General features: G+C 67.1%; 9 protein-coding genes. 6 read left to right on the top strand and 3 right to left on the bottom strand.

The annotated features are described in order from the left end of the window. Window positions 1-21: 21 nt before the first annotated feature. Window positions 22-762, bottom strand: a complete 741-nt coding sequence (locus RT614_RS26525; protein ID WP_313625319.1) for an IclR family transcriptional regulator — start codon at window positions 760-762, stop codon at window positions 22-24. 271 nt (window positions 763-1,033) lie between these two features. Here RT614_RS26525 and uvrA point away from each other — a divergent pair, with 271 nt between their 5' ends. The 3 genes from uvrA (at window position 1,034) to RT614_RS26510 (ending at window position 8,665) form a co-directional block, all read left to right on the top strand. Beyond that, on the top strand, window positions 1,034-6,823 hold the full coding sequence (uvrA, locus tag RT614_RS26520) for an excinuclease ABC subunit UvrA (RefSeq protein WP_313625317.1): 5,790 nt from the start codon (window positions 1,034-1,036) through the stop codon (window positions 6,821-6,823). Window positions 6,824-6,829: 6 nt separating this feature from the next. Further along, entirely contained in the window at window positions 6,830-7,966 is a 1,137-nt protein-coding gene (locus RT614_RS26515) for an aminodeoxychorismate synthase component I (protein ID WP_313625316.1), read from the top strand. Window positions 7,967-8,032: 66 nt separating this feature from the next. Next, window positions 8,033-8,665 (top strand): aminotransferase class IV family protein, encoded by a 633-nt coding sequence (locus RT614_RS26510; RefSeq protein ID WP_313625315.1) that lies wholly within the window; start codon window positions 8,033-8,035, stop codon window positions 8,663-8,665. 27 nt (window positions 8,666-8,692) lie between these two features. Here RT614_RS26510 and RT614_RS26505 read toward each other — a convergent pair whose 3' ends face one another. Continuing rightward, entirely contained in the window at window positions 8,693-9,595 is a 903-nt protein-coding gene (locus tag RT614_RS26505) for a LysR family transcriptional regulator (RefSeq protein WP_313625313.1), read from the bottom strand. A gap of 211 nt (window positions 9,596-9,806) precedes the next feature. On the opposite strand from RT614_RS26505, the gene RT614_RS26500 reads away from it, so the two are divergent. Genes RT614_RS26500 through RT614_RS26490 form a run of 3 tightly spaced genes read left to right on the top strand, consistent with a single transcriptional unit; the run spans window position 9,807 to window position 11,868 of the window. Further along, window positions 9,807-11,066, top strand: a complete 1,260-nt coding sequence (locus RT614_RS26500) for an aromatic ring-hydroxylating dioxygenase subunit alpha (RefSeq protein ID WP_313625312.1) — start codon at window positions 9,807-9,809, stop codon at window positions 11,064-11,066. Between the two features lie 2 nt (window positions 11,067-11,068). Next, a complete protein-coding gene (locus tag RT614_RS26495) occupies window positions 11,069-11,542 on the top strand; it encodes an aromatic-ring-hydroxylating dioxygenase subunit beta (protein ID WP_313625310.1) in 474 nt (157 codons plus the stop codon). Window positions 11,543-11,556: 14 nt separating this feature from the next. Continuing rightward, window positions 11,557-11,868: a non-heme iron oxygenase ferredoxin subunit gene (locus RT614_RS26490; protein WP_313625309.1), complete on the top strand. Its 312-nt coding sequence runs from the start codon at window positions 11,557-11,559 to the stop codon at window positions 11,866-11,868. 38 nt (window positions 11,869-11,906) lie between these two features. On the opposite strand, the gene RT614_RS26485 is transcribed toward RT614_RS26490, so the two are convergent. After that, a complete protein-coding gene (locus RT614_RS26485; RefSeq protein WP_313625308.1) occupies window positions 11,907-12,746 on the bottom strand; it encodes a tRNA threonylcarbamoyladenosine dehydratase in 840 nt (279 codons plus the stop codon). Window positions 12,747-13,004: the final 258 nt, after the last annotated feature.

Here is a 13,004-nt window from a genome sequence, read left to right as displayed (position 1 = left end):
GATTTCCTCTGGGGCTGACGGTCAGGCGCCGCCGGACGATGCCGGCAGGACGGCGAGTTTGGCCGCGGCGGCGTCGCGCAGCCGCAGCAAGGGTTCGATATAGGCGGATTGCGGGTCGTCACGGCGCCGGAACAACAACGTGCTGACACTGACACCGGCGACGGGCTGGCCGGCCGCGTCGCAAAGCGCCACGCCATAGCAGACGATGCCGGCTTCGTTTTCCTCGTTGTCCATCGCATATCCGCGCGACGCCGCCTCGCCCAGCGCGGCGCGCAGCGCGGGCAGGCTCGTCAGCGTGGCAGGCATGCGCCCGGGCAGCGGCAGGTCGCGCAGCAGCCGTTCGCGCGCGGGCTCGTCCAGCGCGGCCAGGTAGGCCTTGCCCACCGCGCTGGAGTGCAGGGCCACGGACGTGCCCACGCGCGAGACCATGCGCACCGGGCCGGGGCTTTCGAGTTTGTCGATGTAGATCATCTCGGCGCCGGCGGGAACCGCCAGGTGGACCGTTTCGCCGGTCTGGTCGCGCAGCGCCTGCAAGTCCGGCGCGAGCGCGGCGCGCAGGTCGAACTGCGACCAGGCGCGGCTGGCCAGCGCCATCAGCCGCGGGCCCAATCGATAGGCGCCGCCGGCTTCGGCGACCATGCCCTGCTCGGCAAGCGCCGCAACGATGCGGTAGACCGTGGGGCGGGGAAAGCCGCAGGTGCGCGCCAGCATCGCGGCCGTGGGCGGCTGCGGGGCGTCCGCCACCGCTTGCAGCACCGTCATGAATTTTCCGAACGCTGCCGCGCCCGCGACCCTGGATTCTGGCAAAAACGTCCCCAAATAAAGGCGATAGCCCAGCAGATGCGCAACGCAAACAACGCGATATTCAGACGAATCTGCGATACTGTTTATTTGTACAGCTTCCGAGGCGAAGATTGTCCACAATATGGACAGCCGCCTCACAATATAGTCAATTATTCCATATCGACGCGCCCCCGACCAGCAATGGAAGGCCGCGCCGGCATGCCTCTTCCGTCAGGCTACGATACCGTCCATGAGCTCCCATATCCGCATCGTTGGCGCCCGCCAGAACAATCTCAAGAACCTGGACCTGACCATCGCCACCGGCGAACTGGTTGTCGTCACCGGGGTTTCGGGGTCCGGTAAAAGTTCGCTGGCCTTCGACACCCTGTACGCCGAGGGCCAACGGCGCTATGTGGAGACCTTCTCGCCCTACGCGCGCCAGTTCCTGGACCGCATGGACAAGCCCCAGGTGGATCGCATCGAAGGCATCCTGCCGGCCATCGCCATCGACCAGACCAACCCGGTGCGCAGCTCGCGCAGCACGGTCGGCACGATGACCGAGCTGAACGACCACCTGAAGCTGCTGTTCGCGCGGGGCGCACGGCTGTACTGCCGCGGCTGCGGCAAGCTGGTTCGCCGCGACACGCCGGATTCGGTCTATCACTCGCTGGCCGAGCGCGCCGCCGCTGCGGGTGACCCGCGCCTGGTCGTGACCTTCCCCATCGCCGTGCCCGCCAACTTCACCGAAGACGAAGTGCGTGGCTTCCTCGAGCAGCAGGGCTACACCCGCGTGCACGCCGAGGAAAACGCCGCCCCGCGCGCCGCCGCGCCGGCGGCCAAGGGAGCCAAAAAGGCCAAGGCTGCAAAGGCTGCAACGGAAGCGCGCCGCATCCTGCACGTGATTCAGGACCGCTTCCGCTTTGCCGGCACCGAGCGCGAACGCATCATGGAAGCGCTGGACACGGCGCTGCGCATGGGAGCCGGCCATATCGCCGTCTACGTCATGGACGCCGACGGCAACGACGCGCATATCTGGAAATACAGCGACCGCCTGCACTGCGCCGACTGCGACATCGAATACACCGACCCGCTGCCCAGCAGCTTCTCGTTCAATTCGCCGCTGGGCGCGTGCGAGTCCTGCCGCGGCTTCGGCCGCGTGATCGGCATCGATTTCGGCCTGGTGATCCCGGACGAGAAAAAAACCCTGCTCGAAGGCGCCATCAAGCCCTGGACCACGCCTTCGTACAAAGAATGCCAGGACGACCTGCAAAAGTACGCGCCGCGCGCCGGCGTGCCGTTGGGTGTGCCCTGGAAGGACATGAGCGACGAGCACAAGCGCTGGGTGCTCTACGGCACGCCCGACTGGAAGGGCGGCAACGACGCCTGGAAGCACCAGTGGTACGGCGTGCAGCGCTTCTTCGACTGGCTGGAGACCAAGGCCTACAAGATGCACGTGCGCGTGCTGCTGTCCAAATACCGCAGCTATACGCCCTGCCCCGCCTGCAACGGCGCGCGCCTGAAGCCCGACGCGCTGCTGTGGCGCCTGGGCGCCAAGGACGAGGCCGACGCCGTGCTGCCGCCCGAAGACGGCCGCTACAAGCGCTTCATGCCCGTCGGCACCACCTGGAGCCGCGAACAGCTCAATGGCCTGGACGGACTGTCGCTCCATGACGTGATGCTGCTGCCCATCGAACGGGTGCGGCGTTTCTTCGACACGCTGTCCTTCTCCGGCGCGCTGGACGCCGCGACCGACCTGCTCATGACCGAGGTCCGCGCGCGCCTCAAATTCCTGTGCGACGTCGGCCTGGGTTACCTGACGCTGGATCGCCAGAGCCGCACGCTGTCGGGCGGCGAAGTGCAGCGGATCAACCTGACCACGGCGCTTGGCACCTCGCTGGTGAACACGCTGTTCGTGCTGGACGAGCCGTCGATCGGCCTGCACCCGCGCGACATGCACCGGGTCGTCGAGGTCATGCATCGCCTGCGCAACGCGGGCAACACGCTGGTGGTCGTCGAGCACGATCCGCAGGTCATGGTGGCCGCCGACCGCATCATCGACATCGGGCCCGGCCCCGGCGAACGCGGCGGCCGCATCGTGTTCGACGGATCGCCCGACAGCCTGCGCGCAGCCCCGACGCTGACCGGCGACTACCTGGGCGGCCGCATGCGCGTGGAAGCGCCGCGCCCGATGCCGGTGGCGGCCAACACGCCGCGCCTGCTTCTGGAAGGCGTCAACGCGCACAACCTGAAAAACGTTTCGGTCGAGCTGCCGCTCGGCCGCCTGGTCTGCATCACCGGCGTGTCCGGTTCCGGCAAGTCCACGCTGGTGCAGGACGTGCTGTACCCGGCGCTGCTCAAGCAGAAGGGCAAGCCCTCGGAGGCGCCGGGCGCCTTCGACCGCCTGCTGGGCGCCGAGCAGATCGCCGACGTGGTCATGGTGGACCAGACCCCCATCGGCAAGACCGCGCGCTCCAATCCGGCCAGCTATGTCGGCGCGTTCGACGCGATCCGCAAGCTGTTCGCCCAGGCCCCGCTGGCGCGCGAACGCGCCTACACGGCCGGCACGTTCAGCTTCAACGGCGGCGACGGCCGCTGCCCCACCTGCGGCGGCACCGGCTTCGAACACGTTGAAATGCAGTTCCTGTCCGACGTGTACCTGCGCTGCCCCGATTGCGACGGCAAGCGCTTCCGCCCCGAAGTGCTGGAAGTGCGCGTCGAGCACCTGGGCAAGAGCGCGTCCATCGACCAAGTGCTGGAGATGACGGTCAGCGAGGCGCTGGAATTCTTCAAAGGCCTGCGCGACGTGCAGACGGGCCTGGCGCCCCTGGCCGACGTGGGCCTGGAATACGTGCGGCTCGGCCAGCCCGTGCCCACGCTGTCGGGCGGCGAGGCGCAGCGCCTGAAGCTGGCCGGCCACCTGGCCGAGGCCGCGCGCAGCGGCATCTCGACCGCCAAGGTCGCCAAGAAGGGCAGCCTGTTCCTGTTCGACGAACCCACCACCGGCCTGCACTTCGACGACGTCGCTCGCCTGATGCGCGCGTTCCGCAAGCTGCTGGCCGCAGGCCACACGCTGCTGGTCATCGAGCACAACCTGGACGTGATTCGGGCGGCCGACTGGCTGATCGACCTGGGTCCCGAAGGCGGCGACGCCGGCGGCCTGGTGATCGGCACGGGCACGCCGCAGGACCTGATGGACAATCCGCGGTCGCATACCGGCGCCGCACTGCGCGACTACGAAACCAGCATCCTGCCCACCGATGTAGTGGTGGGCGGGCAGGCCGACGTCGTGGTCAGCAACGACGCCGACGCGCAGGAAGTCGAGCAGGCGGGCCTGACGGCCCGCATCGCCGAACCCGACGCGTCCTATGGCGCCGGCGAAGGCACGCCGTTGCAGTCCCTGGTGCGCGAACGCCGCCACGGCAACATGGCGATTGAAATCCGCAACGCGCGCGAACACAACCTGAAGAACATCAGCGTCGAGATCCCCCACGACAAGTTCACCGTCATCACGGGCGTGTCGGGCTCGGGCAAATCCACGCTGGCGTTCGACATCCTGTTCAACGAGGGCCAGCGCCGCTATCTGGAATCCCTGAACGCCTATGCGCGAGCCATCGTGCAGCCGGCCGGCAAGCCCGACGTGGACGCGATCTTCGGCATCCCGCCCACCGTCGCGATCGAACAGCGCACCAGCCGCGGGGGCCGCAAGTCCACCGTGGCCACGATGACGGAAATCCACCATTTCCTGCGCCTGCTCTACGTGAAGCTGGGCACGCAGTACTGCCCGGACTGCAACGTGGCGGTCGAACCGCAAAACACCGACCAGATCGTGGCGCGCCTGCTGCGCGAGCACAAGGGCGAGCACATCGGCCTTTTGGCCCCGCTGGTCACCGCGCGCAAGGGCTATTACACCGACCTGGCCAAGTGGGCTGGCTCCAAGGGCCACTCGCATCTGCGCGTGGACGGCGAATTCATTCCCGTGGCCCCCTGGCCGCGCCTGGACCGCTACAAGGAACACACCATCGAACTGCCGGTGGCGGATGTCGTGGTCGATCCGGCCAACGAAGCCGACCTGCGCGCGGCGGTCAAAAGCGCGCTGGAAAACGGCCAGGGCGTGATGTCGGTGGTCTGGCCCGTGAACAAGCTGCATGAGGCCCTGAACAGCGAACTGCAGCAACAGCATTTTTCGGTCAAGCGCGCCTGCCCGTCCTGCGGCACCAGCTTCCCCGAACCCGATCCGCGCCTGTTCTCGTACAACTCCAAGCACGGCTGGTGCACGGGCTGCTACGGCACGGGCCTGCAATTGCAGGGCTTCGACGAAGAGCAGACCGGCGAGGAAACCGCCTGGAACGCCTGGTACGAAGGCGAGGCCAAGACCTGCACGCAATGCGACGGCCAGCGATTGAACCGCGTCGCGCGGGCCGTGCGCTGGCGCGACAAGTCGATTGCCGAACTGGCGTCGCTGCCCGTATCCGACGCGCACACCTTCTTCACCGGGCTGGTGGCGCGCGGCCGTGAAGGCGAGATCGCTCGCGACATTCTGGCCGAAATCCGCGGCCGCCTGAACTTCATGCAGGAAGTGGGGCTGAACTACCTGGCGCTGGACCGCGCCGCGCCCACGCTTTCCGGCGGCGAGGCGCAGCGCATCCGCCTGGCCGCGCAGCTGGGTTCGAACCTTCAAGGCGTCTGCTACGTGCTGGACGAACCCACCATCGGCCTGCACCCGCGCGACAACCGCATCCTGCTGGATGCGCTGGCGCGCCTGGAAGGCAACGGCAACACGCTGGTGGTCGTCGAACACGATGACGACACGATCCGCCGCGCCTCCCACGTCATCGACATCGGACCGGGCGCGGGCATCCGCGGCGGCCGCGTGGTGGCGCAGGGCACGGTGCAGGACGTGATCGATTCGCCCGAATCGGTGACCGGCCGATACCTGAAGACGCCGCTTGCGCATCCGCTGCAAGGCCGCCGTCCGGTCGAGGCCGACACGCCCATGATCGAAATCCGCGGCGCGCGCCTGCACAACCTGCGCAGCGTCGACGCCCGCATCCCGGTGGGCCGCCTCAGCGTGGTGACTGGCGTCTCCGGGTCCGGCAAATCCACCTTGGCGCGCGAAGTGCTGCTGGACAACCTGACCCAGGCCGTCTCGCAAGGCAAGGCGCCGGGTTGGGCGGGCTGCGAAAGCATCAAGGGCTGGGAGGCCATCGACCGCGTGCTGGAAGTGGACCAGACGCCCATCGGTAAAACGCCGCGCTCGTGCCCCGCCACCTACGTGGGTTTCTGGGACGACGTGCGCAAGCAGTTCGCCGACACCCGCGAGGCCCGCATGCGCGGCTGGACGGCGGCGCGCTTCTCGTTCAACACCGGCGACGGCCGCTGCCCGATCTGCGAAGGCCAGGGCATGCGCACCATCGAGATGAACTTCCTGCCGGACGTGAAGGTGCCGTGCGACGCCTGCAACGGCGCGCGCTTCAACAACGACACGCTCAGCGTGCAGATGCGCGGCAAGAACGCCGGCGAGCTGCTGTCCATGGAAGTGGACGACGCCATCGGCTACTTCGCGGCGCATCCCAAGATCCATCGTCCGCTGCAACTCATGCAGGACGTCGGCCTGGGCTATCTGACGCTTGGACAGCCGTCGCCCACCCTGTCGGGCGGTGAAGCGCAGCGCATCAAGCTGGTGACCGAACTGTCCAAGGCGCGGCTGACCGACGGCCTGATCAAGACCGGCCGCGCGTCGCGCATCCCGCACACGCTGTACGTGCTGGACGAGCCCACGGTGGGCCTGTCGATGGCGGACGTCGAAAAGCTGATCCACGTGCTGCACCGCCTGGTCGAGGCCGGCAACACGGTGGTGGTGATCGAACACAACCTGGACGTCATCGCCGAAGCCGACTGGCTGCTGGACCTGGGCCCCGAAGGCGGCACGGGTGGCGGACAACTCGTGGGCGAAGGCTCTCCGGAGCACGTCATGACGCTGGCCGACCATTCCCACACGGGCCGGGTCCTGACCGAGTTCCTGGCGCAACAACAGCCGTAAACAGCCATGGAATGTCGTTTCGAAGACCGGCTGGCCGGGCGCGCGCTGCGGCTGGACGGATTCTGCTTCCGCATCGAGGCGCGCACCGCCGCCGAGGTCGCCCCGGCCCTGGCGGCCATCGACGCCGCGCGGCAGCAGGGGCGCTGGATCGCCCTGCTGCTGGATTACGAGCTGGGCGAATGGCTTCTTCCGGAAGCCGCCCTGCCCGCGCCGGCCGGGTCCTGGGCGCCCCCGAGCGACGACGGCCGCGCACGCCTGACCGCGCTGGTGTTCGAGCGCAAGATCGACGAAGCGCCCTGGGACGCCCCCGACGCTGACGCGCCGTCGGCCGCCATCAGCCTGCCCGCGCCCCGCATGACCGAATCCGGCTACGTCCGCCAGATCGACGCCATACGCGGGCTGATCCGCGACGGCGAGCTCTACCAGATCAATTTCACGCAGCCGCTGGATCTGCAGTTCCAGGGCGATCCAGCCACGCTCTACCGGCGCATTGCCGCGCGCAATCCCGTCGCCCACGGCGCCTTCATCCAGGATGGCGAGCGCACCGTGCTGTCGTTTTCTCCGGAGCTTTTCGTCCGGCGGGACGGCCCCGTCCTCACGACTCGCCCCATGAAAGGGACGGCCCCACGCCATCCGGATCCGGTCGAGGACGAGCGCCTGGGTCGGGAATTGCTGGCCAGCGTAAAGAACCGCGCTGAAAACCTGATGATCGTCGACCTGCTGCGCAACGACCTCGGCCGGCTGGCCGAGCCGGGTTCGGTCAAGGTGGACGCCCTGTTCTCGCTGGAACGCTACCCGACCGTCTGGACCATGACGTCCACCGTGTCCGCCAGGGCGCCCGACGCGTCGCTGTCGGACGTGCTGCATGCGCTTTTTCCCTGCGGTTCCATCACGGGAGCGCCGAAAGTGGCCGCGATGCGCCGCATCCGCCAGATGGAATCCGCGCCGCGCGGACTGTATTGCGGCAGCGTGGGCTGGCTTGCCCCGGATGGCGACTTTTCGTTGAACGTCGCCATCCGCACGCTTGTCCTTGGCCAGAACGGCCAAGGCGTCTACAGCGTCGGCGGCGGCATCGTCTACGATTCGGACCCCGCCGAGGAATGGCAGGAGTGCCACTGGAAAGCCCGCATCCTGCGCGCCTGAGCGCGCAAAGCCGCCCGGCGGTAGTAGCATAGAGCGGCCCCGCCCGCCGCAATCCAGGAGAGTTCCATGCAGCCCGAATTGATCGAGACCATCCTGGTTGAAGCGTCCGGCAACGTGCCCCTGCTGGCGCGCCACCTGTACCGCCTTGAGGCGTCCTGCAAGGCGCTGGGCTATGTGTGGGGCGGACGCGCCGTCGAAGGCGACATCCTGGTCGCCGTGATGGCGCTGGGCACGCCCGGGCCGCACCGCCTGCGCCTGCTGGTCGCGCGCGACGGCAGCCGCCACATCCAGACCGCAGTCCTGCCCCCGCTGCCCGCGCACCAGGAAATCATGCTGGCCCCCGAAGCGCTGCGCTCCAGCGAGCCCCTGCTGCGCTACAAGACCACGCACCGCCCCTGGTACACCAAGACCATCGAATGGCTGCCCGCGCACCCGCACATCTTCGACCTGGTCTACCTGAACGAACGCGGCGAACTCTGCGAGGGCAGCCGCAGCAACGTCTATCTGCGCATGGGCGACGCCTGGTACACCCCGCCGGTGGACAGCGGCTGCCTGCCCGGCGTGCAGCGCGCCCACCTGCTGGATGCCGGCAAGGCGAAGGAACGCGTGCTGACCCTGGCCGACCTGCACGCCGCCGACGAGGTCCGCCTGTCGAATGCACTGCGCGGCTGGTTCACGGTGACGTTCCGGGACGTCTGACGGCGAATCTCGCGCCCCGTCCCGCCGTCAATCCGCGAACACGTCCACCACCACTTGCCGCAGCCACTGGTTGGCGGCCTCGCGGTGGTTGCGGGCGTGCCAGAACACGTTGATGACGGATTCCGGGATCTTCACCGGACACGGCGCCGCCGCCAGCCCGAACGGGCCGCAGGCGCAGTCGGCGAAGCGCTGCGGCACCACCGCGATCATGTCGGTGGCCTGCAGCACCGGTCCCACCGCCATGAAGTGCGGCACTGTCAGCCTCAAGCGCCGGCGGATGCCGGCGCGCTCGATCACTTCGTCCACCACGCCATGGCCCGTGCCTTCGGACACGATGGCGACGTGCTCGGCCGCCCGGAACTGCCTGGCGGACACGCCCGAGCGCGCCAGCGGATGGTCCTGGCGGAAGATGCAGACGTAAGGCTGGCTGAACAGCCGGCGCTGGAAAAAGCCGCCCTTCAATCCCGGAAGAAAGCCCATGGCCAGGTCCATGCGCCCACGTTCCATTTCGTCCCGGACATCGATGGATGTGGTGCGGACCGTGCGGATCGTGACGCCGGGCGCCACGCCGTCCAGGGCCCGCATCAGGCGCGGCAGAAAGTAGGTTTCTCCCACGTCGTTCACGCCGATCACGAAGGCGCGCTCGCTGCGCGCCGGATCGAATGCCATTCGCGCATTCAAGGTGCCGTGCAGCGCGCCCAGCGCGTCGGCGATGGGACGGGCGAGGCTTTCGGCATAAGGCGTCGGCACCATGCCGCGCGACGTGCGCAGGAACAGCTCGTCGCCCAGCAGCTTGCGCAACCGCCCCAGCGCATTGCTGACGCCGGGCTGGGATATGCCCAGGCTTGCCGCCACGGCCGACACGCGGCCATGCTTGTGCAGTTCATTGAAGACGACGAGCAGATTCAGGTCCACGTCTTTCAGGTTCATGCGCTTGTCTCCACCAATATTGATTTTGGTGATTTATGTAATAAGCCAGATTCTATTTATTAATTTCGTGGCGTGCCCGATGATGCGCCAAACGCCTGCGCCCATGTCGCGCAAGGCTCTGCCCGGCCGCCGCGCGGCCAGTAGGAAAACGGAGACAAACCATGCGCGCCTGCACGCATCGCATCGCCACGCCCTGTCCGCGGGGCGCCCCATGAACGCCCCTGAATATCCCGTCCATATCGTCCCGCCCTGGCAGGGCGACGGCTCCCATCGCATTCCCTTCGGCGTGTACACCGATGCCGCGCTGCACCAGCGCGAACTGGACCGCTTCTTCTATCGCGGGCATTGGAGCTACGTGGGCCTGGAAGCCGAGATCCCGAACGCCGGCGACTTCAAGCGCACCGTGGTGGGCGAACGTTCGGTCATCCTGCTGCGCGACAACGACGGCCAGGTGCGCGTGGTGGAAAACGTGTGCGCCCACCGCGGTGTGCAGTTCTGCCGAGAACGCGCCGGCAACCGCAGCGAGTTCGTGTGTCCCTACCACCAGTGGAATTACGACCTGCAGGGCAACCTGATCGGCGTGCCGTTCCGTCGCGGCGTGAAGCAGGACGGCAAGATCAACGGCGGCATGCCGCCCGACTTCAAGCCCGAGGACCACGGCCTGACCAAGCTGGCGGTCGCCTGTCGCAACGGCGTGGTGTTCGCCTCGTTCGATCATGGCGTCGAGCCGCTGGAGGATTATCTGGGCCCCGATATCCTGCATTACTTCGACCGCGTCTTCGACGGACGTGAACTGGTGATCCACGGCTACAGCCGGCAGCGCATTCCGGGCAACTGGAAGCTGATGCAGGAGAACATCAAGGATCCCTATCACCCCGGCCTGCTGCACACGTGGTTCGTGACTTTCGGGCTGTGGCGCGCGGACAATCGCTCGGAACTGAAGATGGACCAGCATTTCCGCCATGCCGCCATGATCTCCACGCGCGGCCAGGGCGGCAAGGGCACCGTCACCAGCGGCGTGTCCAGCTTCAAAGAGCAGATGTCGCTGAACGACGACCGCTTCCTGGACATCGTGCAGGAACCCTGGTGGAACGGTCCCACCGCGGTGCTGATGACGCTGTTTCCCAGCGTGATCATCCAGCAGCAGGTGAATTCGCTGTCCACCCGCCACATCCAGCCGGTGGGCCGCGACGCGTTCGACTTCGTCTGGACGCATTTCGGCTTTGCCGACGACAGCCCTGAAATGACGCAACGGCGCCTGCGCCAGGCCAACCTCTTCGGGCCGGCGGGCTTCGTGTCGGCCGACGATGGCGAGGTCATCGAGTTCTCGCAGTCCGGGTTCGAACAAAAACCCTGGCACCGCAGCGTGGCGGAACTGGGCGGAAAGACCGCCGAGAACACCGACCACATGGTCACGGAAACGCTGATACGCGGCATGTACGCGTACTGGCGCCGTGTGATGGAGGCCTGACGATGCTGGACTTCCCGCTGTATTACCAATTGAGCCGCCTGTACACCGATTACGCGGCGGCGCTGGACGCCGGCGAATGGGAGAAATGGCCCGACTTTTTCGTGGAGGATTGCGTGTACAAGGTGCTGCCGCGCGAAAACTACGAGCGCGGCTTTCCCCTGGCCACCATGGCGTTCGAAAGCCGCGGCATGCTGAAGGATCGCATCTACGGCGCCACCGAGACGATCTTCCACGATCCCTATTACCAGCGCCACGTGGTGGGATCGCCGCGCGTTCTGCTGGTGCAGGACGGCCGCATCGAGTCCGAAGCCAACTACGCGGTGTTCCGCACCAAGCCCAGCCAGTTGACCACCGTGTTCAACGTGGGCCGCTATCTGGACGTGATACGCCAGACGCCGGACGGTCTGAAGTTCGAGTCGCGGCTGTGCATCTTCGACAGCGAGCTGATTCCGAATTCGCTGATCTATCCCATCTGAAGGAGAGGACGAGAATGAGTGTGCAATGGATCAAGGCGATCGGACGTGACGAGGTACCGGAAGAGGACGTCATCGCCGTGCTGGCGGGCGAGCGCGAGATCGCGCTGTACGGCGTGGACGGCGAGGTCTTCGCGACCGACATTCTCTGTACGCACGGCAATGCCAGGCTGTGCGATGGATTCCTGACCGGCCACGAAATCGAATGCCCGCTGCACCAAGGCCGTTTCGATGTGCGCGACGGCCGCGCGCTCTGTTCTCCGCTGCGCGAGAATATTGCGACTTATCCCGTCCGGATCGAGGACGGTGTGGTGTTCGTGGCGCTTTGAACGCGTGAGTTGTCAGGCCTTGCTGCGCCAGGGTGGTCTCAGACCGCCAGGCGCAGCGCTTCGTTGGCGGCAGCCATGCCCATGGCGGCGGTCACGGTGACGACGGACCCGTAACCCGCGCACGACAGCCCCTGCGGCGCCAGGTTCATGCCGGACGCGCCCATGTCGTCTTCGCCTTCACGAGGGCGGGTCCAGGCGTCGGGCAGGATGGCGGGCTGGTCGAACCACAACGCATGGATGCCCATTTTGGGCACTCTCTTGAGCGCTTTGCCGTTTTTGTCGGAAGCCCGGGGGAATCCGTGTTCCCGCCGCAACTTGTTGCGCAACTTGGCCAGCAGCGCGTCGTTGAGCGCGTGCGACAGGTCTCCGGCGCGCAAGGCGAGCGGATCCGTTTTGCCGCCGGCCCCGCCGCACAGCAACATCGGCGTCTTGAGCTTGCGTGCGTGCAGGATCATCGCGATCTTCGCGGCCGCTTGGTCGGTGCAGTCGATGATGACCGTGTACGGGCCGGGGAGCACGTCGGCCACATTCTCGGGCGAGACGAAGTCATCTACGCGCGTGATGTTGCATTCCGGATTGATGGCAAGCACGCGCTCGGCCATCGCATCGACTTTGGACTGCCCGAGCGTCGAACTCAGCGCGTGGATCTGCCGGTTGACGTTGGATTCGGCGATGTGATCCAGGTCGATGAGTGTCAACGCCCCTACCCCACAACGCGCCAGCGCTTCGACGGTCCAGGAGCCGACGCCTCCCAATCCCGCGACGGCCACATGGGCGTTGCGGATGCGGGCGGGGGCTTCGGGGCCGTACAGGCGCGACAGGGCGCCGAAACGACGGTCTAGATCGGCGGGCTCGGGGAGGGGGTCGGGGGAGTTCATGGGGGGGATTTTATTGCAGGCGTGGGTTGTGATTGCTGCGGTGGGGGTCTTTGGGCCGTTTGGCTTGGCGGCTGGGGTTCTTGGGCCGCCTGGCACGGCGGCCGTGGCACGGCGGCTGTGGTTCTTAAGCCGCCTGGCACGGCGGCGGCTGGGGAGCGCGGGGCTACGATTGCGGTCCGGAGCCTTCGCTCCGGACTCCCCCATCCTCATCCTCGTTGCCGCCTCCGGCGGCTGCCTTCGGATTCCGTCGGGCGCATC

This window comes from Achromobacter sp. (genome assembly GCF_032102605.1).
Lineage (GTDB): Bacteria > Pseudomonadota > Gammaproteobacteria > Burkholderiales > Burkholderiaceae_B > Achromobacter.
The sequence above is the reverse complement of the archived record's forward strand: the minus strand, read 5'-3'. Positions and strand labels throughout refer to the sequence as shown.

Coding starts and splice junctions, on each gene's coding strand:
- RT614_RS26495 (WP_313625310.1), top strand. CDS start 11,069: ATGCTGGACTTCCCGCTGTATTACCAATTGAGCCGCCTGTACACCGAT.
- RT614_RS26510 (WP_313625315.1), top strand. CDS start 8,033: ATGCAGCCCGAATTGATCGAGACCATCCTGGTTGAAGCGTCCGGCAAC.
- RT614_RS26500 (WP_313625312.1), top strand. CDS start 9,807: ATGAACGCCCCTGAATATCCCGTCCATATCGTCCCGCCCTGGCAGGGC.
- RT614_RS26485 (WP_313625308.1), bottom strand. CDS start 12,746: ATGAACTCCCCCGACCCCCTCCCCGAGCCCGCCGATCTAGACCGTCGT.
- RT614_RS26490 (WP_313625309.1), top strand. CDS start 11,557: ATGAGTGTGCAATGGATCAAGGCGATCGGACGTGACGAGGTACCGGAA.
- uvrA (WP_313625317.1), top strand. CDS start 1,034: ATGAGCTCCCATATCCGCATCGTTGGCGCCCGCCAGAACAATCTCAAG.
- RT614_RS26515 (WP_313625316.1), top strand. CDS start 6,830: ATGGAATGTCGTTTCGAAGACCGGCTGGCCGGGCGCGCGCTGCGGCTG.
- RT614_RS26525 (WP_313625319.1), bottom strand. CDS start 762: ATGACGGTGCTGCAAGCGGTGGCGGACGCCCCGCAGCCGCCCACGGCC.
- RT614_RS26505 (WP_313625313.1), bottom strand. CDS start 9,595: ATGAACCTGAAAGACGTGGACCTGAATCTGCTCGTCGTCTTCAATGAA.